This is a genomic window from Mesorhizobium sp. M3A.F.Ca.ET.080.04.2.1 (assembly GCF_003952525.1).
GTDB lineage: Bacteria > Pseudomonadota > Alphaproteobacteria > Rhizobiales > Rhizobiaceae > Mesorhizobium.
Genome location: NZ_CP034451.1, coordinates 3,059,541 through 3,081,897 on the forward strand (window position 1 = coordinate 3,059,541; position 22,357 = coordinate 3,081,897).

Annotated in this window: 17 protein-coding genes; 9 read left to right on the top strand and 8 right to left on the bottom strand. The window is 65.1% G+C overall.

The genetic code is table 11. From position 1 onward, the window contains the following. Nucleotides 1-75: 75 nt before the first annotated feature. On the top strand, nt 76-1,602 hold the full coding sequence (locus EJ074_RS14540) for a malonyl-CoA synthase (RefSeq protein ID WP_095805034.1): 1,527 nt from the start codon (nt 76-78) through the stop codon (nt 1,600-1,602). Nucleotides 1,603-1,817: 215 nt separating this feature from the next. Here EJ074_RS14540 and nagA read toward each other — a convergent pair whose 3' ends face one another. From nagA to EJ074_RS14565, 4 genes are all read right to left on the bottom strand, one after another. Further along, nucleotides 1,818-2,978, bottom strand: a complete 1,161-nt coding sequence (gene nagA / locus EJ074_RS14550) for an N-acetylglucosamine-6-phosphate deacetylase (RefSeq protein WP_095805035.1) — start codon at nt 2,976-2,978, stop codon at nt 1,818-1,820. Then, nucleotides 2,975-4,006, bottom strand: coding sequence for an SIS domain-containing protein (locus tag EJ074_RS14555; RefSeq protein WP_095805036.1), 1,032 nt, complete (start codon nt 4,004-4,006; stop codon nt 2,975-2,977). The genes nagA and EJ074_RS14555 overlap by 4 nt, the downstream gene beginning before the upstream one ends. Next, a complete protein-coding gene (locus EJ074_RS14560; protein WP_095805037.1) occupies nt 4,003-4,782 on the bottom strand; it encodes a GntR family transcriptional regulator in 780 nt (259 codons plus the stop codon). Before EJ074_RS14560 ends, EJ074_RS14555 begins: the two co-directional genes overlap by 4 nt. Before the next feature lie 90 nt (nt 4,783-4,872). Continuing rightward, nucleotides 4,873-5,754 carry an N-acetylglucosamine kinase gene (locus tag EJ074_RS14565; protein WP_095805038.1) on the bottom strand — a complete coding sequence of 294 codons (882 nt, stop codon included), beginning with the start codon at nt 5,752-5,754 and terminating at the stop codon, nt 4,873-4,875. Nucleotides 5,755-5,953: 199 nt separating this feature from the next. Between EJ074_RS14565 and EJ074_RS14570 the strand changes: the two genes are divergently transcribed. From EJ074_RS14570 to EJ074_RS14595, 6 genes are all read left to right on the top strand, one after another. Beyond that, nucleotides 5,954-6,862 (top strand): N-acetylmuramic acid 6-phosphate etherase, encoded by a 909-nt coding sequence (locus EJ074_RS14570; protein WP_095805039.1) that lies wholly within the window; start codon nt 5,954-5,956, stop codon nt 6,860-6,862. Between the two features lie 53 nt (nt 6,863-6,915). Continuing rightward, a complete protein-coding gene (locus EJ074_RS14575) occupies nt 6,916-8,175 on the top strand; it encodes an ABC transporter substrate-binding protein (RefSeq protein ID WP_095805040.1) in 1,260 nt (419 codons plus the stop codon). A 210-nt stretch (nt 8,176-8,385) separates the two neighbouring features. After that, nucleotides 8,386-9,312 carry a sugar ABC transporter permease gene (locus tag EJ074_RS14580; protein ID WP_095805041.1) on the top strand — a complete coding sequence of 309 codons (927 nt, stop codon included), beginning with the start codon at nt 8,386-8,388 and terminating at the stop codon, nt 9,310-9,312. A 227-nt stretch (nt 9,313-9,539) separates the two neighbouring features. Then, nucleotides 9,540-10,379, top strand: a complete 840-nt coding sequence (locus EJ074_RS14585; RefSeq protein ID WP_095805042.1) for a carbohydrate ABC transporter permease — start codon at nt 9,540-9,542, stop codon at nt 10,377-10,379. Next, the gene (locus tag EJ074_RS14590; RefSeq protein WP_095805043.1) at nt 10,376-11,437 is read left to right on the top strand and encodes a Gfo/Idh/MocA family oxidoreductase; all 1,062 of its coding nucleotides are present in this window, start codon (nt 10,376-10,378) and stop codon (nt 11,435-11,437) included. The genes EJ074_RS14585 and EJ074_RS14590 overlap by 4 nt, the downstream gene beginning before the upstream one ends. A gap of 15 nt (nt 11,438-11,452) precedes the next feature. Beyond that, nucleotides 11,453-12,451, top strand: a complete 999-nt coding sequence (locus EJ074_RS14595; RefSeq protein ID WP_095805044.1) for an ABC transporter ATP-binding protein — start codon at nt 11,453-11,455, stop codon at nt 12,449-12,451. Nucleotides 12,452-12,657: 206 nt separating this feature from the next. Here the strand turns inward: EJ074_RS14595 and EJ074_RS14600 are convergent, their stop codons facing one another. From EJ074_RS14600 to EJ074_RS14615, 4 genes are all read right to left on the bottom strand, one after another. Continuing rightward, nucleotides 12,658-13,503, bottom strand: coding sequence for a fumarylacetoacetate hydrolase family protein (locus EJ074_RS14600; RefSeq protein ID WP_095805045.1), 846 nt, complete (start codon nt 13,501-13,503; stop codon nt 12,658-12,660). A gap of 130 nt (nt 13,504-13,633) precedes the next feature. Then, nucleotides 13,634-16,006 (bottom strand): aldehyde dehydrogenase family protein, encoded by a 2,373-nt coding sequence (locus tag EJ074_RS14605; RefSeq protein WP_095805046.1) that lies wholly within the window; start codon nt 16,004-16,006, stop codon nt 13,634-13,636. Nucleotides 16,007-16,248: 242 nt separating this feature from the next. Then, complete coding sequence (gene deoC / locus EJ074_RS14610) at nt 16,249-17,298, bottom strand: deoxyribose-phosphate aldolase (RefSeq protein ID WP_095805413.1); 1,050 nt, start codon at nt 17,296-17,298, stop codon at nt 16,249-16,251. Between the two features lie 186 nt (nt 17,299-17,484). Further along, on the bottom strand, nt 17,485-18,312 hold the full coding sequence (locus tag EJ074_RS14615) for a ferredoxin--NADP reductase (protein WP_095805047.1): 828 nt from the start codon (nt 18,310-18,312) through the stop codon (nt 17,485-17,487). A gap of 220 nt (nt 18,313-18,532) precedes the next feature. Between EJ074_RS14615 and EJ074_RS14620 the strand changes: the two genes are divergently transcribed. Together EJ074_RS14620 and EJ074_RS14625 are read left to right on the top strand one after the other, a co-directional pair. Next, nucleotides 18,533-20,605: a hydantoinase/oxoprolinase family protein gene (locus tag EJ074_RS14620; RefSeq protein WP_095805048.1), complete on the top strand. Its 2,073-nt coding sequence runs from the start codon at nt 18,533-18,535 to the stop codon at nt 20,603-20,605. 3 nt (nt 20,606-20,608) lie between these two features. Next, entirely contained in the window at nt 20,609-22,315 is a 1,707-nt protein-coding gene (locus EJ074_RS14625; protein ID WP_095805049.1) for a hydantoinase B/oxoprolinase family protein, read from the top strand. The last annotated feature ends 42 nt before the right edge of the window (nt 22,316-22,357 follow it).

The window sequence follows — 22,357 nt, forward strand, 5'->3', positions numbered from 1 at the left end:
AAGGGCAAATCTGATATTGCCCGTGAGGGACGACGAGCGCCGAATGCTTCGCCAGCCCAACGGCCAGGATGGATCATGATCAACCATTTGTTCGATGCCTTTCGCGCCCGCATGCCGGCGCCTGATCGTCTCCTGATGGAGGCCGACGACGGTCGTTCGATGTCTTATGGCGACATGCTGACGAGATCGGCGCAACTGGCGCATGCGCTGGTTCAGGCCGGCGTGAAGCCTGGCGATCGCGTTGCCGTCCAGGTCGAGAAGAGTCCCGAAGCCGCGCTTCTCTATCTCGCCTGCGTGCGCGCCGGCGCTGTCTTCCTGCCGCTCAACACCGCCTATACGCTGCCTGAGCTCGACTATTTCTTCCGCGACGCGGAGCCACAGCTGGTTGTCTGCGACCCGGAAAGAGCGGCCGACATCGACCCGCTTGCCGCCTCGGCGGGGGCTGCGACGCTGACGCTCGGTCACGATGGACGGGGCACGCTTGCGGACCGCGCCGAGACGCAGCCGACGAACTTCGACAATGTCGCGCGCGGACCGGACGACCTTGCCGCCATCCTCTACACATCCGGCACAACCGGCCGCTCCAAGGGAGCGATGCTCAGCCACGAGAACCTTGCCTCCAACGCCCGCGTGCTGGTCGAGCAGTGGCGTTTCGGCGCCGACGACGTGCTGATCCATGCGCTGCCGATCTTTCACACGCATGGGCTGTTCGTCGCCACCAACGTCCTCCTGATGGCCGGCGCCAAGATGCTGTTCGAGCAGAAGTTCGATCCGGGCCGGATCATCTCGCTTCTACCCCGCGCGACCGTGCTGATGGGCGTGCCGACCTTCTATGTGCGGCTGCTGCAGCAGCCCGGCCTGACGCAGGATGCGACCAAGGCCATGCGGCTGTTCATCTCCGGCTCGGCGCCGCTGCTTGCCGAGACGCACAAGGCTTGGCGCAAGCGCACCGGCCACGCCATTCTCGAACGCTACGGCATGACCGAAACCAACATGAACACCTCCAACCCCTATGACGGCGAGCGGCGCGCAGGCACGGTCGGTTTTCCGCTGCCGGGCGTTTCGCTGCGCATCACCGAGCCCGAAACAGGCAGTCCGCTCGCGCAAGGCGCGATCGGCATGATCGAGGTCAAGGGTCCGAACGTCTTTGCCGGCTATTGGCGGATGCCGGGAAAGACCAAGGCCGAGTTTCGCGGCGACGGCTTCTTCATCACCGGCGATCTCGGACTGATCGATGCCGATGGCTATGTCCACATCGTCGGTCGCGGCAAGGACCTGATCATCTCGGGCGGCTACAACATCTACCCGAAGGAGGTCGAAAGCGAGATCGACGCGCTCGACGGGGTATCGGAGAGCGCGGTGATCGGCGTTGCCCACCCGGACTTCGGCGAAGGCGTCACAGCGGTCGTGGTGCGCAAGCCGGGATCGGCAGTCAGCGCCGCCGACATTTCCGGCGCCATCGCCGGTCGGCTGGCGAAATACAAGCATCCGAAACGCGTGATCTTCGTCGATGAATTGCCGCGCAATACGATGGGCAAGGTGCAGAAAAACGTGTTGCGCGAGACGTACAAGGATATCTATGCGGCGGTCAAAGCCGGCTAACGGTTAGCGCGTCGAGACCTCGGATATTGGCCGAAACGCCTGTCGCTTCGTCATCCTATGGCGAAGCAAGGAGCGCAGCGACGCGGCGCAGACCATAGGATCCATTCCGTGACTTCAAAGCACGGCGACGGTCCAGAATTCTGCACCGCTGCATTTTTCGGCTGGGGTCACGGCATGGATCCTCGGGTCAAGCCCGAGGATGAGAAGGAATAGGCTCAGGCTCCAAAAGCCTTCTCACCGCCGATCCAGACGTTCCTGACCTCCAGCCCTTCCGACAGGCCGACAATGTCAGCGGCGGTGCCGTTGGCGAAGCGGCCGAGCCGGTGCGCCTGGCCGATCGCCTCGGCCGGATAGAGCGAGGCCATGCGCAGGGCTTCGTCGAGATCGACGCCGACGACGCGATGAACGAAGCGCACGGCGGAAATCATGTCGAGGTCGGCGCCGGCCAGCGTGCCGTCGGCGAGACGCAGGCTGCCGTCCTTGCGGTAGATGGTGCGGCCGTTCAGCGTGAACGACGTCATGTCGGTACCGATGGTCGCCATGGCATCGGTGACCAGCAGGATCTTGCCGGGTCCCTGCTTGGCGCGCAGAGCAAGCATCATCGTGGCGGGATGGACGTGAATACCGTCGGCGATGATGCCGGCATAGAGGCTATTTGTCTCGATTGCAGCGCCAGCCAGCCCCGGCTCGCGGTTGCCGACCTGGCTCATGGCGTTGAAGAGGTGGGTGACCACCTTGGCGCCGGCTTCGGCGAAGGCAATCGCCGTGGCGTAGCCGGTGTCGGAATGGCCGAGGCTGACGATGAGACCGGCTTCGGCGAGCGCCGTGACGCGGGAAAGCGCGACCGATTCCGGCGCGATGGTGGTGAGCAGGACCGGAAGGCGCTCGCGGGCGGCGATCAGCGCCGCCTCGTCGGCATCGGTCATCGGCCGGATCAGCGCCGGATCATGCGCGCCCTTGCGGGCGACGGACAAATGCGGCCCTTCGAGATGCAGGCCGAGAAAGCCCGGCACCTTCTTCCGCGCGGCCTCGGCGCCGGCGGCGACCGCGGCGGCGGTTATGGCCGGCGTGTCGGTGATCAATGTCGGCAGCAGCGCGGTGGTGCCGAAAGGCGCATGCGCGCGGCAGATGGTTTCGATCGAGGCGACATCCGGATGGTCGTTGAGCATGACGCCGCCGCCGCCATTGACCTGGATGTCGACGAAGCCGGGAGCCAGCAGGCCGCCGCCGGTCTCGACCCGCAAGGCGCCGGCTGGGATGGCGGTCTCGGGCAGAATGGCCTCGATCAGGCCGTCCCTGACGACAAGGGCGGCATCGTCGTGCCAATCGGCGCCGTCGAAGATGCGGGCGCCAGTGAGGGCGAAACGGTCGCTCATACGGTTTCCGTCACCTTGCGCAGGTTGCGCGGCGTGTCCGGGTCGAGGCCGCGATGGCGGGCGAAGCTCTCGACGAAGCCATAAAAGGACACGATCAGCGTCAGCGGATCGGTCAGCGGATGGCCGGTCGCGACATGCGGCAACAGTTGCGCGCTTGTCGCCTTGTTCGAGGTAACGAACACGGCAGCGCCCTTGCCGGCCAGACTGTCGGCGGCCTCGGCAACCGACGGCTCGGAGCCGTCGCGGGCGGCAAGCGCCAGTACCGGGAAGCCCGGCCCGACCAAGGCCAAAGGCCCATGCATCACCTCGGCGGCGCTGTAGGCCTCGGCATGCATGGCGCAGGTCTCCTTGAATTTCAGCGCCGCCTCGTTGGCGATCGCGGCCGACGGGCCGCGGCCGAGGATGAACAGCGAGCGCGGCGTCTCCAAAGCGCCAGCAAGCGCCATCCAGTCGCAGGCGATCGCCTTGCCGAAATGCTCGGGCAGGCGGGCGAGTGCCGAAAGCAGCGCCTGATCGCCGGTGGCGTGCGCCATCAGCGCCAGACCGGCCACGGCCGAATTGACGAAGGTCTTGGTGGCGGCGACGCTGCGCTCCGGCCCGGCGAGAATGTCGATGGCATAATCGGAAGCGCGCGCCAGCGGCGAATCGGCAGTGTTGGTGATGGCGACGGTCAAGGCGCCGCCGGCCCTTGCCGTTTCGGCCATGGCGACGATGTCGGGGCTCTTGCCCGACTGCGAGATCGCCAGACAGGCCGAGCCGGCCAGCCTCAGCTTCGCGCCGTAAATCGAGGCGATCGACGGGCCGACCGAGGCGACGGCGAGGCCGGCGGTCAGCTCGACCGCGTATTTCATGAAGGTTGCGGCATGGTCCGACGAGCCGCGCGCGACGGTGACGACGAAATGCGGATCGCGCTCGCGAATGGCGCGGCCGGCCTCGGCAAGCACCTTGGCCGAACCGTCCAGCAGACGGGCGGTGGCTTCGGGGATCTCGTCGATCTCGCGCCGCATATGGGTGACGGTTGCGCTCATGGCCGGCCCTCCTCGCCCGGCCCGGTCAGCCGGAGTTCGGCGACGAAGTCATAGGCGTCGCCGCGGTAGATCGAGCGGGTGAATTCGATCACCTTGCCGCTCGCCAGATAGGAAATACGTTCGATGTGCAGGCCGGCAACCCCCGGCAGCACTTCCAGGAGCTGCGCGTCCTCGTCGCCGAGATTGGCGGCGGAGATGCGCTGCACCGCCCGCACCGGGCGGTTGCCGGTCAGTTCCAACGCCGCGTAGAGCGAGGAGCCGATCGCTTCAGGGTCGGGGAGCACGCTGGCCGAGATTGCCGCGCGCTCGATCGCCAGCGGCGTGTCGTTGGCGATGCGCAGGCGCGCGACGCGCGCCACCAGTTCGTTCGACGACAGGCCGAGCACCATCATCTCGTCCGGAGAGGGCGCGTAGAGGCCGCGGTCGAGCCAGGCCGAGCGTACCGCCATACCGCGGCGCGCCATGTCCTCGGTGAAGGAGGTGAGCCGCGACAGCGACTGCTCGACCCGCTCCATGCGCGGCGCGACGAAGGTGCCGGAGCCATGGCGCTGAACGAGGATGCCGCCCTTGACGAGATCCTGCACCGCCTTGCGTACGGTGACGCGCGAGATGTCGGCCTTGCTGGCGATGTCGCGCTCGGACGGCAGCGCGTCACCCGGACCGATCAGGCCGCGATTGACCGCTTCCTCGATGCTTCTTCGCAGTTGCAGGTAGAGCGGGGCGCCGCTTTGCGAGGACTCCTTCAGCATGGCGAAGATCTGGTCGGCGGCGCTCATCGCGGCGCCTCCGGCAGCATGGCGAAGATCTGGTCGGCGGCGCTCATTGCGGCGCCTCCGGCAGCATGGCGAAGGTCTGGTCGGCGGCGCTCATTGGACGGCCTCCGAATCACGGGCGAAGATGCGCACGGCCATCTGCACCGCGCCGCCGAGCGCATCGTCGAGCGGGGCTTTCAGCAGCGCCTGGTAGCGCGCCGACAGGCGCGGCGCATAAAGCGGTGCCAGGCCGCCAAGCAGGCAGAGCGGCGCATCACCGGCAAGGTCGAGCGCCCCGAGCGACGCCTCGACGTCGGCAACCGCCTTGTCGAGGATCCAGTTGGCGACGAGATCGCCCTTGGCCGCATGCTCGAAGACCTTGGGCGCGAAACCACCGAAGTCGCCGGGCTTGGCCTTGGTGGTGAACTCGACGACGTCCTCGGGATTGTTGCGGAAGACGCCAAGCATCGCCTCCGTCAATGGCGAAGCCGGGCGGATGCCGTCATAGGCAAGCAGCGTCTGCTCGAGCAGGTCGCGGCCAATGCGGGCGCCGCTGCCCTGGTCGCCGACCTGGAAGCCCCAGCCGCCGATGGCGCGCGACTTGCCGCCCTTGCGCGCCATATAGGCGGTGCCGGTGCCGAGGATGGCCATGGCGCCGTCGCCGGAGCCGACCGCGCCTTCCAGCGCGATCTCGGCATCGGTCTCGACCCGGCTCTTGCTGAACGGCAGGATCGCTTGCAGCTGCTGCCTGTAGGTGCCGACATTGGCGCCGGCAAGGCCGAGAATGGCTGGCGTGTGCGGGATCAGTTCGGGATCCTGGCCCGCGGCAAGGAAAGCCTGCCTCGCCGCCTCGACGATGTTGGTGCGCGCGCCGGTAAGGTCGGTGCGGATGTTGGCCGCACCGCTCTTGGCGCGGCCGACGACAACGCCGTCCACGGTCGCTAGGGCCGCCCTGCAGCTGGTGCCGCCGCCATCGATGCCAAGCACGAAAGTCACGCGATTTCTCCTCCGAACGGATAATACCAATAAAATACCAATAGCCAAGAGTTAATTTCGGTTTCAAAAAGATTAAGGCATATTTTATTGATAACGCGCGATAATTTGCCGAGCAGTCGATTTCCCGACAGGGAATTCGTTAATCGATATGGACAAGTGGTATTTTTTTGGTATTGTTCGCTCAGTCGGAGGACAACAAATGGCCGAGACGCGCACCGAAGCGCTCCACCAGAATGCCGAGGGACTGGATATCCAGAGCCCTGATGCCATTCTGATGTCTCTGGCCAATGCGCAGATCGAGGCCGCCAAGGCCGTGCACGGCGCCATTCCGGCCCTTGCCGAAGCGGCCGAGATCATAGCAAGGCAATTGAAGCGCGGCGGCAGGCTCGCTTACGCCGCCGCCGGCAGCTCCGGCCTCATGGCCGTTGCCGACGCGCTGGAGCTTCCGGGCACGTTCGGCATCGCGCGTGACCGGATCGCCATCCTGATCGCCGGCGGCGACGAGGCGTTCCGCACGCTCGCCGGCGGGCCGGAAGACGACACCGAGGAAGCCGCCGCTGCGGTGGCAAACGCCAACATCGGCGAGGGTGACTGCCTGATTGCCATCTCCGCCAGCGGATCGACGCCCTACGCCGTCCGGGCCATCGGCGACGCGCGGCGCCGGGGCGCGGCGACGATCGCGATCGCCAACAACAAGGACGCGCCGCTGTTCGGGCAGGCCGACGTCGCGATCCTGCTCGAAACGCCGCCGGAACTGATCGCCGGCTCGACGCGCATGGGCGCCGGCACCGCGCAGAAGATCGCGCTCAACATGCTGTCGACGCTGGCCGCGGTCCATCTCGGCCATGTCCATGACGGCTACATGGTCAATCTCACCGCCGACAACATTAAGCTGCGCGAGCGCGCGGTGCGCATGGTCGCCGCCATCAGCGGGCGCAGCCGCAACGATGCGGCGCGCCTGCTCGAAGAGAGCGGCGGCGTGGTCAAGACTGCCATTCTGCTCGCCGCGGGCGCTGCCAACGCCGATGCGGCCGAGAAGATACTGGAAGGAGCCGGCCAGAAGCTCAGGCCGGCGCTTTCCGCGATCGAGGGGAGCAAGGGGCGCTAGGCCTCCGTTCTCATCAAAACCGAACCTGCAAAAGGTCAACAGGGAGACTGAAGATGACGACCAAACTACTGACGGCCCTTCTGCTCGGCACGAGCATCCTCGGCACGACCGGGATGGCTCTGGCCGAGGACGTGACGCTCAACATCGAAAGCTGGCGCGGCGACGACCTCACCATCTGGAAGGACAAGCTGATCCCGGCCTTCGAAGCCAAGAACCCCGGCATCAAGGTGGTGTTCGCGCCGTCGGCGCCGACCGAATACGATGCAGCGCTGGGCGCCAAGCTCACCGCCGGCTCGGCTGGCGACCTGATCACCTGCCGGCCGTTCGACAAGTCGCTGGTGCTGTTCCAGAAGGGCAACCTCGCCGACCTCTCGTCGCTGCCCGGCATGGACAATTTCTCGCCCGTCGCCAAGGCGGCCTGGCAGACCGACGACGGCAAGGCGACGTTCTGCGTGCCGATGGCTTCGGTCATCCACGGATTCATCTACAACAAGGATGCCTTCGACAAGCTCGGCCTCAAGGTGCCGACCACGAATGAAGAGTTCTACGCCGTGCTCGACAAGATCAAGGCGGACGGCACCTATATACCGATGGCTATGGGCACCAAGGATCTCTGGGAAGCTGCTACCATGGGCTACCAGAACATCGGCCCGAACTACTGGAAGGGCGAAGAAGGGCGCCTGGCGCTGATCAAGGGCGAGCAGAAGCTGACCGATGCCGACTGGGTCGAGCCCTATAAGGAACTGGCCAAGTGGAAGCCCTATCTCGGCGACGGCTTCGAGGCACAGACCTATCCGGACAGCCAGAACCTGTTCACGCTCGGCCGCGCCGCCATCTACCCGGCCGGCTCGTGGGAAATCGCGCTGTTCAACACCCAGGCGCAATTCAAGATGGGCGCCTTCCCGCCGCCGGTACAGAAGGCAGGCGACACGTGCTACATTTCCGACCATACCGACATCGGAATGGGCCTGAATGCGGCCTCGAAGCATCCGGAAGAGGCCAAGAAGTTCCTGTCCTGGGTCGCCTCGTCGGACTTCGCCACCATCTATGCCAACGCGCTGCCGGGCTTCTTCAGCCTGAACAAGACGCCGGTGAAGATGGAAGATCCGTTGGCGCAGGAATTCGTCTCCTGGCGCGACAAGTGCAAGTCGACGATCCGCTCGACCTACCAGATCCTGGGGCGCGGCACGCCGAACCTCGAGAACGAGACCTGGGTTGAATCGGCCAACGTGATTAATGGCACAGACACGCCGGAGGCCGCGGCCAAGAAGCTGCAAGACGGTCTCGATAGCTGGTACAAGCCGGCGAAGTAACTCGCATCGGACCGGCCGGGCGCCTGCCCGGCCGGCCTCCCATAATAGCGATTGTCGGCGCCGCCTCTCGGTCTTACCCTCATCGTTGCGGGGAAGACGAAGCCGCAATTAGCGGGCCTTGTCCTCCCCGAGGGACCATCGGGCCGTGCATCGGGGCATCAGCTAGAGCATCATTCGACCTGGAACCGAGAGCCGGCGGAGACCGAACTCATGGCCGAAATACGACCCAAAAGACCGATCCGCTGGCATATCGGCGTCTTTCTGGCGCCGGCGGTGCTTGTCTACACGGCGATCCTGATCCTGCCGCTGTTCGGCACGCTGCAGCTCTCGCTGTTCCGCAACATCAGCCAGTCCCAGGTATTCGTCGGATTGGAAAACTTCCGCACGCTGTTCGGCGATCCCAACTGGTCCGCGGGCTTTTGGAATGCTCTGAGGAACAACGTCTGGTTCTTCATCATCCACATGCTGGTGCAGAACCCGATCGGTATCCTTTTGGCCGCACTGCTCTCCAGTCCGAGACTGCGCTACGCCACCTTCTATCGCACGGCGATCTTCGTGCCGACGATCCTGTCCTTCGTCATCGTCGGCTTCGCTTGGAAGCTGATCCTGTCGCCGCTGTGGGGCGTGGCGCCCTACATGCTCAACCTCGTCGGCCTGAAGAGCCTGTTCACGCCGTGGCTGGGCAAGGAAGAATACGCGCTGACCGCGCTCAGCCTGGTCTCGGTCTGGCAGTTCGTCGGCATCCCGATGATGCTGATCTATGCCGCGCTGCTGTCGATCCCCGACGAGGTGATCGAGGCCGCCGAATGCGACGGCGTCACCGGCATGGCGCAGTTCTGGAAAATCAAGCTGCCGCTTATCCTGCCTTCGATCGGTATCATCTCGATCCTGACCTTCGTCGGCAATTTCAATGCCTTCGACCTGATCTATACGGCGCAAGGGGCGCTTGCCGGGCCGAACTATTCGACCGACATCCTGGGCACTTTCCTCTACCGCGCCTTCTTCGGCTTCCAGCTGCAAGTCGGCGATCCGAACATGGGCGCGACGATCGCCACGATGATGTTTCTGATCATCCTTGCCGGCGTCTGCGTCTATCTGTTCCTCATCCAGACGCGCCTGCGTCGCTATCAGTTCTGAGGGTTGGAGATGTTGTGCCTAGCTACCCCCCTCTGGCCTGCCGGCCATCTCCCCCTCAAGGGGGGAGATCAGATGTCGTCGTCGCTTTCGCAACCCTTCAGCGCTGCAGAACAGGTGCCAAGTTCAACGCTGCCGATCTCCCCCCTTGAGGGGGAGATGGCCGGCAGGCCAGAGGGGGGTGCCTTGGCGTCATCCTCTGGGAAAGCAGCTCATCAGGAGGATTTCCAATGAGCACCGCGACCCATTCGCTTCCCCGCACCATCGGCGCCCATGCGGTCCTTTTGACCTATACGGCGATCGCGCTGTTCCCGGTGGTCCTGGTCATCATGAATTCCTTCAAATCCCGCGCGGGCATCTTCGGCGCGCCGCTGACGCCGCCGACGCCGAAGACTTTCGACCTGATCGGCTACACCACCGTGATCGGCCAGGGCGACTTCCTGCATTATTTCCAGAACAGCCTCGTCGTCACCGTCGCGTCGCTGTTCTTCGTGCTGCTGTTCGGCGCCATGGCCGCCTTCGCGCTGTCGGAATACCGCTTCCGCGGCAACACGATGATGGGACTCTACCTGGCGCTTGGCATCATGATCCCGATCCGGCTCGGGACCGTCGCCATTTTACAGCTGATGGTGGCGAGCGGGCTGGTCAACACGCTGACGTCGCTGATCCTGGTCTACACGGCGCAGGGGCTGCCGCTCGCCATCTTCATCCTGTCGGAATTCATGAAGCAGGTGTCCGACGATCTGAAGAATGCGGGCCGGATCGACGGGCTGTCGGAATACACGATCTTCTTCCGGCTGGTGCTGCCGCTGGTGCGCCCGTCGATGGCAACCGTCGCCGTGTTCACCATGATCCCGATCTGGAACGATCTGTGGTTCCCGCTGATCCTGGCGCCTTCGGAAGAGACCAAGACGGTGACCCTGGGTGCGCAGCTCTTTCTTGGCCAGTTCGTCACCAACTGGAACGCGATCCTGGCGGCGCTGTCGCTGGCGATCCTGCCGGTGCTGATCCTCTACGTCATCTTCTCGCGGCAGCTGATCCGCGGCATCACCTCGGGAGCCGTCAAGTGAGTTCAGAAAAGCCCCTTCGCGTCGTCGTCGCAGGCCTCGGCAATATGGGCCGCAGCCATGCGCTCGCCTATCACACCAATCCGGGCTTCGAGATCGCGGCTTTGGTCAACCGCTCCGACGTGCCTCTGCCGGACGGGCTGTCGGGCTACGGCATCCGGCGCTCCTTCGAGGACGCGCTGCGCGACGAGAAGCCGGACGTGGCCGCGATCGCCACCTATTCGGACAGCCATGCCGACTACGCGGTGCGAGCCTTCGAAGCCGGCTGCCACGTCTTCGTCGAGAAGCCGTTGGCAACGACGGTGGCGGACGCAAGGCGCGTCGTCGACGCGGCCAAAGCCAACGGCAGGAAGCTGGTGATCGGCTACATCCTGCGCCACCATCCGTCCTGGATGCGGCTGATCGCCGAGGCGCGCAAGCTCGGTGGGCCTTACGTGTTCCGCATGAACCTCAACCAGCAGTCTTCCGGCCACAGCTGGGAGACGCACAAGCAACTGATGCAGACGACGTCGCCGATCGTCGACTGCGGCGTCCACTATGTCGACGTGATGCTGCAGATCACCGACGCCAGACCGGTCGAGGTACGCGGCATGGGCCTGCGGCTGACCGACGAGGTCGCGCCTTCGATGTACAATTACGGCCATCTGCAGGTGCTGTTCGACGACGGTTCGGTCGGCTGGTACGAAGCCGGCTGGGGACCGATGATCTCGGAGACCGCCTTCTTCGTGAAGGACGTGATTTCGCCCAAGGGCTGCGTGTCGATCGTGATGAAGGAGGGTATCAAATCCGACGACATCGATACCCACACCAAGACTTCGAGCATCCGCCTGCACAGCGCCGCAACCGGGCCGGACGGCAGGTTCGCCAAAGAGGACGAGCTGCTGTCGATGGAAGGCGAGCCGGGCCACCAGGAGCTATGCGACCGCGAACAGGCCTTCCTGCTCAGGGCCATCCGCGAGGATCTCGACCTCACCCGGCACATGGACGACGCGGTGAAGTCGCTCGCGGTCTGCCTTGCCGCCGACGAAAGCGTGCGCAGCGCCGCCGCCGTAAAACTCTAGAACAGGAACGACGCCGTGGGCTCGCTGAAGATCGAGAATGTGAAGAAGGCCTTCGGGCCGGTCGAGGTGCTGAAGGGCATCGACCTCGAGGTCAATGACGGCGAATTCGTCGTCTTCGTCGGTCCCTCCGGCTGCGGGAAATCGACGCTGCTGCGCGTGATCGCCGGACTGGAGGACTCGACTTCCGGCCGCGTGCTGATCGACAGCGACGACGTCTCGGTGACGCCGCCTGCAAAGCGCGGCATCGCCATGGTGTTCCAGACCTATGCGCTCTACCCGCATCTGACGGTGAGGAACAATATGGCGCTCGGCCTCAAGCAGGCCGGCACGCCCGCGGCCGAAATCGAGCGCCGCATCAAGATCGCTTCGGCAATGCTGTCGCTCGAGCCCTATCTGGAGCGTCGGCCTGCAGAACTGTCGGGCGGCCAGCGCCAGCGCGTCGCCATCGGACGCGCCGTGGTGCGCGAGCCAAAGCTGTTCCTCTTCGACGAGCCGCTCTCCAACCTCGACGCAGCGCTGCGCGTCAACACAAGGCTGGAGATCGCGCAACTGCACCGGCGGCTGAAAGCGACGATGATCTATGTCACCCACGACCAGGTGGAGGCGATGACGCTGGCCGACAAGATCGTGGTGCTCAGCGCCGGCCGCATCGAGCAGATCGGCAGCCCGATGGAGCTTTACAATTCGCCGGCCAACGAATTCGTCGCCGGTTTCATCGGCTCACCGAAGATGAACTTCATCGACGGCGCCAAATTGGGCGAAACGGCCAAGACCATCGGCGTGCGGCCGGAACATCTGACCGTCGATGCGACGTCGGGCGCCTGGAAAGGCACGGTTGTGCATGCCGAGCATCTCGGCGCCGACACCAATCTTTACCTCGACTGCGAGAAGGCCGGGCTGATCACCGTGCGCATCTTCGGCGTCTACAATGCCGAACCCGGGGCCACGCTCTATGCGACGCCGGATCCGGCGAAGACGTACCGGTTCGGTGCGGACGGCAAGGTGTTGAGGTAGCGCCGACTTCTCCTTCTCCCCTTGCGGGAGAAGGTGGCCGCGAAGCGGCCGGATGAGGGGTGTTGGAAGGATCTCGCCGTAGCAGAATTAAGCGCCCGGGATCCTTCAATCTTCGAGGGCGCACTCCGCTGGAGCACCCCTCATCCGTCTCGGCGCTGCGCGCCGATCCACCTTCTCCCACAAGGGGAGAAGGGGAAGTCTGCGCCCTACTCGTCCGCCTTGAACGTCTGCTTCTGCTGGCCCATGCCTTCGATGCCGAGTTCCACAACATCGCCGGCCTTGAGGAACACCGGCGGCTTCATGCCGAGGCCGACGCCGGGCGGGGTGCCGGTGGAGATGATGTCGCCGGGATGCAGCGACATGAACTGGCTGAGATAGGAAACCAGATATCTGACACCGTAGACCATGGTCTTGGTCGAGCCGTTCTGCATCGTCTTGCCGTTGACGGTCAGCCACATATCGAGGTTCTGCGGGTCCGCGACCTCGTCCTTGGTCACCAGCCACGGGCCGATCGGGCCGAAGGTGTCGCAGGACTTGCCCTTGGTCCACTGGCCCTTGCGCTCGGCTTGGAAAGCCCGCTCGGAAACGTCGTGCGCGACACAATAGCCGGCAACATAGTCCAGCGCGTTCTCCTCGCTGACATATTTGGCGGTCTTGCCGATGACCACGCCGAGCTCCACTTCCCAATCGGTCTTGACCGAACCGCGCGGAATAAGCACGTCGTCGTCCGGCCCGACGATCGCCGAGCTTGCCTTCATGAAGATGATCGGCTCCGACGGCACTTGGGCGCCGGTCTCGGCGGCATGGTCGGAATAATTGAGGCCGATGCAGATGAACTTGCCGGTGCCGGCAACGCAGGCGCCGATGCGTGGCTTGCCGGAGACCGCCGGCAGCGATTTCGGGTCAAGCTTGGACAGCATGTCGAGCGAGGCCGGATGAAGCGCCGTGCCGGCGATATCGGCGACATGGGCCGAGAGGTCGCGGATCTTCCCGTCCTGATCGAGCAGGCCGGGACGTTCGCTCCCCACCTCGCCATAGCGCAGCAGTTTCATCTTCTTCTACTCCTCAGTGAGATTGCCTGGACCGCCCCGCCGCCGTCGATACTGCAAGCCGCAGCGGACGTACAGGTGGCGCGGCGAGATACACGGGAAGATCGAAGCTGTTCCAACGTGCCGAACGCAGTCAGTCGCCGTATGGCACCCAGACGTTCTTGACCTCGATGGCGCGGCGCAGGAAGACCTCGCCGGCGGCATCGTTGGAAGCCCAGTCGAGGCTGCGGCCGTTGCCGGTCCAGACGCGCTTGAGGTTGCCGATGGAATCGGCCTCCGCCTTGGCGCAGGTGTCGGCGTCGGCGAAGACCCAGAGCCCGTCGAGGTCGTCATGCTTGGCCAGCACCCCACAGAGCTCGGCGCTGCGGCCGGTGACGATGTTGATGGCCCCTGCAGGCAGATCGGAATATTCGATCACCTGGTAGAGATCGGTGGCAAGCAGCGGATGGCGTTCCGACGGCACGGCCACCACGGTGTTGCCCATAGCGAGCGCCGGCGCTATCAGCGAGATCAGCCCAAGCAGCGGCGCATTGTCCGGCGCGACGATGCCGATGACGCCGACCGGCTCATGCAGCGCCAGCGTGACGGCGCGGGCCGGCGGCTGGTGCACGCGGCCCTCGAACTTGTCGCTCAGCCCGGCATAGAGGAACAGCCGCTCGATCGACTGCTCGACTTCTTCCCGCGCGGCCTTTGCGGTGGCGCCGGTGAGTTGCACGAGCCGCGCAGCGAACTCCTCGGCGCGGCCGGACAGGTTTTCGGCGAGATAGTACAGAACCTGGCTGCGGTTGAAGGCCGTCGCCTCCGGCCAGGCCTTGCAGGCGCGCGCGGCGGCGACAGCGTCGCGGATGTCCTTGCGGTTGCCGAGGCCGACCTCGCCGGCGAGCTTGCCCTTGGCGGTGGCGACGGCAAGCGAGTAATTGCCGTCCGGCCGCACCTGCTTGCCGGCAATGAACAGCTTTGCCGTGCGATCGATGAGGGAGCCGTCGGCCTGCTCGACGGGTGAGGCGGACGGCGCCGCCGGCTTGATCACCGGACCGACGGGCAATTTCGCCGCAAGATATTCGAACATACCTTCGCGCCCGCCTTCGCGGCCAAAACCGCTCTCGCGGTAGCCGCCGAAGCCGCAGGCGGCGTCGAACATGTTGGTGCCGTTGACCCAGACAACGCCGGCCTTCAGTTGCGGCGCGACATGCAGCGCCAGGTTGACGTTCTCGCTCCACACGGACGCGGCAAGACCGTAGCGCGTGTTGTTGGCAAGCTCTATCGCTTCCTCGGTGTTGCGGAAGCTCATCGTCGCCAGCACCGGTCCGAAGACCTCTTCCTGCGCCAGGATATTAGCCGGCGAAACGCCAGTCGCGAGCGTCGGCAGGTGATAATAGCCGGAGGACGGCAGGGCGGCGTCCGGCTGCCAGCAGATGGCGCCCTGCTTCGCGCCTTCGGCGATCAGGCCCTTGACGCGATCGAGCTGGGTGCGGTCGACCAGCGGACCGATATCGGTGTTCTTGTCGAGCGGGCTGCCCACGCGCAGCCGGCTCATCCTGACCTTGACCTTGGCGATGAAGGCCTCGGCGATGCCTTCCTGCACCAGGAGACGCGAACCGGCGCAGCAGACCTGGCCCTGGTTGAACCAGATGCCGTCGACAAGACCCTCGACGGCGCTGTCTAGGTCGGCATCCTCGAAGACGATGAAGGCCGACTTGCCGCCGAGTTCCAGCGACAGCTTCTTGCCCGATCCAGCCGTTGCCTTGCGAATGATCTTGCCGACCTCGGAAGAGCCGGTGAAGGCGATCTTCTGAACGCCGGGATGATTGACGATGGCGGCACCCGCCTCCGGTCCGCCCTGGACGATGTTGACGACGCCCTTCGGCACCCCTGCCCGCTCGCAGATCTCGGCGAACAGGATGGCGGTGAGCGGCGTGAACTCGGCCGGCTTCAGCACCACGGTGCAGCCGGCCGCAAGCGCGGGCGCGATCTTCCAGGCCAGCATCAGCAGCGGGAAATTCCATGGAATGACCTGGCCGACGACGCCGACCGGCTTGTGGTCGGGAAAATCCTTCTCCAGCGTCTGCGCCCAGCCGGCATGATGGATGAAATGGCGGATCGCCAACGGCACGTCGATGTCGCGGCTCTCGCGGATCGGCTTGCCGTTGTCGATCGATTCCAGCACCGCGAACAGCCGCTGGTGGCGCTGCATGGCACGGCCGATGGCGTAGAGAACCTTGCCGCGTTGATAGCCCGAACTGGCGCTCCACTTCGGCAGCGCCTTGGCGGCGGCGGCAACCGCGGCATCGATGTCGGCAGCGCCGGCGTCGGAGACCTTGGCGAGCAGCTTGCCGGAGGACGGCTCGCTGGTGTCGAAGGTCTTGCCGCTCGCGGCCGCCTTCCAGGCCCCGTCGATGAACAGCGCTTTTGCGAAATCGCGTCCGGCAAGCCAGGCATCCGCCTCGTTGCGGGCCTCCGGCGCCGGGCCATATTCCATGGCGTGATAGCGTTCGAGGATGTTCATGCGGCGGCTCCGTAAGGGGAGATTTTCTTGAAGGCTGGCGTTCCTTCGCGCCCCCCTCTGTCCTGCCGGACATCTCCCCCACGAGGGGGGAGATCAGCCTTCGCGCCTGTCTGCTGCTGTCCTGCAATGTCGGCGATTGGCGAAATCATCGATGACAGCCAATCTCCCCACAAGTGGGGGAGATGTCCGGCAGGACAGAGGGGGGCGCGAAGGAACTCGACGTTCAAGGTTGCTAGCCCGGTTCAAGCCATCGCGTGGCGATGGTTGGCCGAATAATGGCCGGTCAGGTGATGCTCGAGCTGGCGCTCGATGTCGGTGAGGAGACTGGAGGCGCCGAAGCGGAACAGATCCGGCTCGAGCCACGGCCGGCCGAGTTCCTCCTTCATCAGCACCAGCCAGTCGAGCGACACCTTGGCGGTCGAGATGCCGCCGGCCGGCTTGAAGCCGATGAGATAGCCGGTCTCCTCGAAATAGGCACGGATGGCGCGTACCATGGCCAGGCCGACGGGAAGCGTGGCGTTGACGCTTTCCTTGCCGGTGGAAGTCTTGATGAAATCGGCGCCTGCCATCATTGCCACCATCGAGGCCAGCATGACGTTGCGCAGCGTGGCGAGGTCGCCGGTGCCGAGGATGACCTTGAGGTGGGCATCGCCGCAGGCGGCGCGCATGGCAACAATCTCGTTGAACAACTCGCGCCATTTGGCGCCGTAGACCAGGCCGCGCGGAATGACGACGTCGATCTCGTCGGCGCCGTCGCGCACCGAGGCCTCGATCTCCTGCAGTCGGGTCGAGAGCGGCGCGAGCCCGTGCGGGAAGGCGGTGGAGACGGCCGCGACGTGGATGCCGGTGCCGCGTACCGCATCGACCGCGGTGGCGACGAAGGTATGATAGACGCAGACCGCCGCCGGACGGATGCTTTCGCCGGCAATGCCGAGACCCTCGACGATATCCCTGCGCAGCGGGCTGATCGCCTTGGCGCAAAGCCGGCGCACGCGCTCATCGGTGTCGTTGGAGTTCAGCGTGGTAAGGTCCATGCAGGCAATGGCGCGCAGCAGCCAGGCCGCCTGGTTGTCGGCCTTGATCGAGCGCCGCTTGGTCAGCGTGGCGACACGACGTTCCAGCGCCGAGCGGTTGACGCTGCGCACCGACTCCAGGAAGCCGAGATCGAGCTTCATGCCGGGATTGCGGGCAAAACCGTGTTCCAGCGGCAGCGGCGTGTTGGCGGCAGTCCGCGCCGGCAGCGGCATGACCTTGGACGCGCCGGCGCCGGCCTCGCGGATGGTGCTGCTCATCTCCTGCCCTTTCATTTCAGCGCGCTAGCGCGCCTTATGCCTTCGTGCCTGTCGGCACGCAGGAAGATAGCTCGTGAAGCGACGCTTCACGAGTCTTTCAAGGGGTCATATCGGAAAAAGGCCGCCGAAGCAGCAGATTTTTGACCGTATGGTCAAAGCACCGATGTTGACAGGCTGCGACGCGCCTCAGCCGACGAAGGCGCGCTCGACGACGAAGCTTGCGGGATGGCTGAGCGAGCCTTCCTGGAAGCCGAGGCTTTCGGCGAGTTCCTTGACGTCCTTCAGCATGTGCATCGAGCCGCAGATCATGATGCGGTCGGTCTCGGGATTGAGCTTGTCGATGCCGAGATCGGAATAGAACTTGCCGGAGCCGATCAGCGCGGTGATGCGGCCCATGCGCGCGGATTCCTCACGCGTGGTGGAATTGTACAGCGTGACGCGACCGCCGGTCAGCTCGCCGATCAGCGGGTCGGTCTCGAGCGCGGCGACGAGTTCCTGGCCGTAGACGAGCTCGGCATTGTCGCGGCAGGTGTGGGTGAGGATGACCTCGTCGAACTTCTCATAGGTGTCGGGATCGCGCAGCAGGCTGGCGAAAGGCGCGATGCCGGTGCCGGTCGAAATCATGAACACGCGTTTTGCCGGCGTCAGCGCGTCGAGCACCAGCGTGCCCGTCGACTTCTGGCGCATGATGACGGTGTCGCCGACCTGGATCTTCTGCAGTTCGGAGGTGAGCGGGCCGTCCGGCACCTTGATCGAGAAGAATTCGAGCTCGTCGTCCCAGGCGGGGCTCGCGACCGAATAGGCGCGGAAGATCGGCTTCTCGGCGTTGGGCAGGCCGATCATGACGAACTCGCCGGAACGGAAGCGCAGCGACTGCGGGCGGGTGATGCGGAACGAGAACAGCCGGTCGGTGTAGTGCTTCACCGAAACGACGGTCTCGGCATAGACATTGGCCGGAATCGGGAACTTCAGCGGGCGGGCGCCGGCGATGTTGACCGCGGATGTCGTGTTCATAAAACCCAACCTTCCGGCGCAGACGCTGGGCCCCGGCGCCAAACTTTTCCCTGCGCGTCCGAACGGTCAGGTTCCGACGTGCTCCTCACACACTGCCAAGCGGTAAGCTCTTGTGTCGTGAATTTATTAGTATACAAATGATCTTCAGGTCAAGATGGCAGCGTAAAACGCCTTTCCAAACCGAGGCATATCCGTAGTCCTGGCATTTCGGGTTTCGGCGATGAATGAGAAATTTTCGGCGTCGGCGGGAAGTGTCGTTGCCGGCGTCGACGTCGGCGGCACCTTTACCGATCTGCTTTTGATCGACGGCAAGGCGGGCGGGAAGGTGCATATCGCCAAGACGCCGACCACGGTGGAAAATCAGGCCTTTGGCGTGGTCTCGGCGCTGGCCGCCACCGGTTTCCCGGTCGATGGCATCGACCTCATCGTGCACGGCACGACGACCACCACCAATGCCGTGCTGGAGCGCCGGCTGGCGCGGACCGGCATGATCACCACGCGCGGCTTTCGCGACGTGATCGAGCTTGGCCGGCGCACGAGGCCGCAAGCCTATGGCATGACCGGCATCTTCGTGCCGGTCATCCCACGCGATCTGCGGCTCGAAGTGTCGGAGCGGGTCGAAGCCTCGGGCGCCGTGCGTGTGCCGCTCGACGAAACGCAGATGCGCGAGGCGGTGAAGCGGCTTCTAGACGCCGGCTGCGAATCGCTCGTCATCCATTTCCTGCATTCCTACGCCAATCCCGCGCATGAGCGGCGGGCAGCCGAGATCGCGGCAGAGCTTTGGCCGAATAGTCACATCACCAGCGGCCATGAACTGCTGTCGGAAGCACGCGAGTTCGAGCGCGGCGTGACCGCCGCGGTCAACGCCTCGGTGCAGCCGATCCTGGAACGCTATGTCGAGCGGCTGCGCGCGGAATTGGCCTCCAAGGGCTATGCCCGCGACTTCCTGATCATGAACGGCAATGGCGGCATGATTTCGGCCCGTTTCGTCACCCGGGAATCGGCGAAGACGGTGATGTCCGGTCCGGCTTCCGGCGTGATTGCCGCTGCCTACACCGGCAAGCGCGCCGGTTTCGGCAATCTCGTCACCTACGACATGGGCGGCACGTCGACCGACGTGGCACTGATCCGCAACGCCGAACCGGCCGTGTCGAACGAGATCGAGATCGAGTATGCGATGCCGATCCACGTGCCGATGGTGGCGGTGCACACAGTCGGCGCCGGCGGCGGTTCGATTGCGCGCGTCGATGCGGCCGGGCTGATCCAGATCGGCCCGGAAAGCGCGGGCGCCAATCCCGGGCCGAACTGCTACGGACGCGGCGGCATGGAACCGACGATCACCGACGCCAACCTGGTGCTCGGCCGGCTGGCGCCGAACAAGCTGTTGGCCGTCGACAATCCGGTGACCGTCGAAAGCGTGACTGCAATCTTCGCGGACAGGATCGGCAAGCCCACCGGCCTCTCCGGCGTCGAGGCGGCGGGCGCCGTGCTGAGGCTCGGCAACATGAAGATGGCTGGCGCCATCCGCATGGTTTCGGTGTCGCGCGGCCACGACCCGCGCGATTTCGCGCTGTTCGCCTTCGGCGGCGCCGGCCCTCTGCATGCGACGGCGCTCGCACGCGAGCTTGGTCTGCCACGAGTGCTGGTGCCGGCCCGGCCCGGCATCACCAACGCGCTCGGCTGCGTCGTCGCCGACCTGCGCCACGACTTCGTCAACACGGTCAACCAGCCGGTGGGCAGTCTCGACGAAGCAAAGCTTCGCGAATTGTTGGAACGGCACCGGTACGAAGGCGAGGCGCTGATCGCCAAGGAAGCGGTGAAGCCGGATGCGATCCGCGTGACGCACTCCGCCGACATGCAGTTCGTCGGCCAGACCCACATCATCAACGTGCCGCTGCCGTCGTCGTCGGTGACGCGGACGACACTGCAGCAGCTGTTCGAGAAGGCCTATTTCGCGCGCTTCAAGGTCGAACTGCCGGAAATCCGCGCCAACCTCGTCAATCTCAACACCTCGGTCACCGGCGTGCGGCCGCAGGTCGACCTGTCGCGGCTGATCGACCCGGCGGGGCGCGCGGCAACGCTTGACGAGGCAAGGCGAGAGATCAGGCCGGTCTGGTATCACGGCGCCTGGCGCGAAACACCGGTCTATGCCCGCGAACAGCTGCCGCTCGACGCCGTCATCGAGGGGCCGGCGATCCTCGAGCAGATGGATGCCACCACGGTGCTCGAACCCGGCGACCGGGCGCGCTCGGACGCCGACGGCAACATCGTCATCGACATCGGCGAGGCCTGAACAATGGCCGTCGAAGCAGCAAAGCTCGACACGATCACGCTTTCGGTGCTGCAGGCGGCCCTGCAGCAGGTCTGCGACGAGATGGATTTGACGTTTTCCCGCGCCGCCTTCTCGCCGGTCATCGCCGAGGCCAATGACCGCTCCGACGGCATCTATTCGGCCGCCGACGGCTCGCTCGTCGCGCAAGGCAGCCAGGGCTTGCCGGTGTTCGTCGGGGTCATGCAATATTCGACCAAGACGGTGATCGAGATGATCGCCGACGGTCGCTGCCTGGCGCCGGAGCCCGGCGACATCTACATCGTCAACGACCCCTATCTCGGCGGCACGCATCTGATGGACGTGCGCTTCGTCATGCCGGTCTATCGCGACGGAAAAATCTTCTGCTGGCTATCCAACACCGGTCACTGGCCGGACATCGGCGGCTCGGTGCCGGGCGGCTTCTCGGCTTCGGCCACGGCGGTCGAGCAGGAGGGCCTGCGGCTGCCGCCGGTGAAACTGTTCAAGAAGGGCGCGCTCGATCCAGAGATCTACGCCATCATCTGCTCGAACATCCGGGTCGCGGACCAGCGCATCGGCGACATCCGCGCGCAGGCGGCGGCGCTGCTGATCGGCCAGGACAGACTCAATGAAATCCTGGATCGTTACGGCGACGAAACCGTTATCGAGGCGATCGCGGAACTGCGCCGCCGCGCCGCCGAGCAGATGCGCGCCTCGATCGCGGTCATACCGGACGGCGTCTACCGCTCGCAGGCCTTCGTCGATTCCGACGGAGTGGTGAACGAGCCGCTGAACATCAATCTGACCGTCGAGAAGACGGGCGACACGCTGACCTTCGATTTTGCCGGTTCGTCGAGACCCTGCGCCGGGCCGATGAACAGCGTGCTGGCGACGACCTTGTCATCCGTTTACCTCGCCATGCGCCATATCTTCCCGGAAGTGCCGATCAGCGCCGGCGCCTTCGAGCCGCTGGTCGTCAAGCGTCCGGAGGGCACTTTCCTCGACGCCAAGTATCCGCGGCCGGTGTCGGGCTGCGCGGCCGAGGTTTCGCAGCGTATCGCGGAAGCCGTGTTCGCGGCCATGGTGCAGGCGTTGCCGGAGAAGGTGACGGCCGCGCCCGCCGGCTCCAGCGGCAACTTCGCGCTCGGCGGCAACGACCCGGCGCGCGGGCGCGACTACGTCATGTATCAGATCTCCGGCGGCGGCTATGGCGGCAATGCCGGCCATGACGGCTTGAGCAACGGCTGCTCGACCATCGGCATTTCGAAGTCGCCGCCGGTAGAGATCATGGAGCAGGCCTTTCCGGTGCTCTACCGGCATTATGCGCTGCGCGAAGGTTCCGGCGGAGCGGGCAAGCATCGCGGCGGTTTCGGGCTTGCCTATGAGGTGGAGATCCTGCGCGGAGAGGCGCGGGCCTCCTTCGTCATGGACCACGGCCGCTTTGGGCCGCAGGGCGCGCTCGGCGGCAGGGATGGCGCGCCGAACAGCGTGACGGTGTTCCGGGGCGGCGAAGCGCATGTGCCGCCGCATCTGTCCAAAGAACAAGACATCGCGCTCAAGGCCGGCGACCGCGTGCGCGTCGGCACGCCAGGCGGCGGCGGCTATGGCGACCCGCGGGAGCGTGATCCGAAGCTGATCGCGGAAGATGTCAGGCTTGGCTACTATACCGCCGAGCAGGTCAGGGACGAATGGGGCCTTGATCTCGAAAAGTGAATTCGCGGTTATCTCACGCGAGACCAAGCAGTTGCCCAAAGG

Bases quoted from the DNA above. Each gene is read 5' to 3' on its own strand.
- EJ074_RS14540 (WP_095805034.1), top strand. From the start codon at position 76: ATGATCAACCATTTGTTCGATGCCTTTCGCGCCCGCATGCCGGCGCCT.
- nagA (WP_095805035.1), bottom strand. From the start codon at position 2,978: ATGAGCGACCGTTTCGCCCTCACTGGCGCCCGCATCTTCGACGGCGCC.
- EJ074_RS14555 (WP_095805036.1), bottom strand. From the start codon at position 4,006: ATGAGCGCAACCGTCACCCATATGCGGCGCGAGATCGACGAGATCCCC.
- EJ074_RS14560 (WP_095805037.1), bottom strand. From the start codon at position 4,782: ATGAGCGCCGCCGACCAGATCTTCGCCATGCTGAAGGAGTCCTCGCAA.
- EJ074_RS14570 (WP_095805039.1), top strand. From the start codon at position 5,954: ATGGCCGAGACGCGCACCGAAGCGCTCCACCAGAATGCCGAGGGACTG.
- EJ074_RS14575 (WP_095805040.1), top strand. From the start codon at position 6,916: ATGACGACCAAACTACTGACGGCCCTTCTGCTCGGCACGAGCATCCTC.
- EJ074_RS14580 (WP_095805041.1), top strand. From the start codon at position 8,386: ATGGCCGAAATACGACCCAAAAGACCGATCCGCTGGCATATCGGCGTC.
- EJ074_RS14585 (WP_095805042.1), top strand. From the start codon at position 9,540: ATGAGCACCGCGACCCATTCGCTTCCCCGCACCATCGGCGCCCATGCG.
- EJ074_RS14600 (WP_095805045.1), bottom strand. From the start codon at position 13,503: ATGAAACTGCTGCGCTATGGCGAGGTGGGGAGCGAACGTCCCGGCCTG.
- EJ074_RS14605 (WP_095805046.1), bottom strand. From the start codon at position 16,006: ATGAACATCCTCGAACGCTATCACGCCATGGAATATGGCCCGGCGCCG.
- deoC (WP_095805413.1), bottom strand. From the start codon at position 17,298: ATGAGCAGCACCATCCGCGAGGCCGGCGCCGGCGCGTCCAAGGTCATG.
- EJ074_RS14615 (WP_095805047.1), bottom strand. From the start codon at position 18,312: ATGAACACGACATCCGCGGTCAACATCGCCGGCGCCCGCCCGCTGAAG.
- EJ074_RS14620 (WP_095805048.1), top strand. From the start codon at position 18,533: ATGAATGAGAAATTTTCGGCGTCGGCGGGAAGTGTCGTTGCCGGCGTC.
- EJ074_RS14625 (WP_095805049.1), top strand. From the start codon at position 20,609: ATGGCCGTCGAAGCAGCAAAGCTCGACACGATCACGCTTTCGGTGCTG.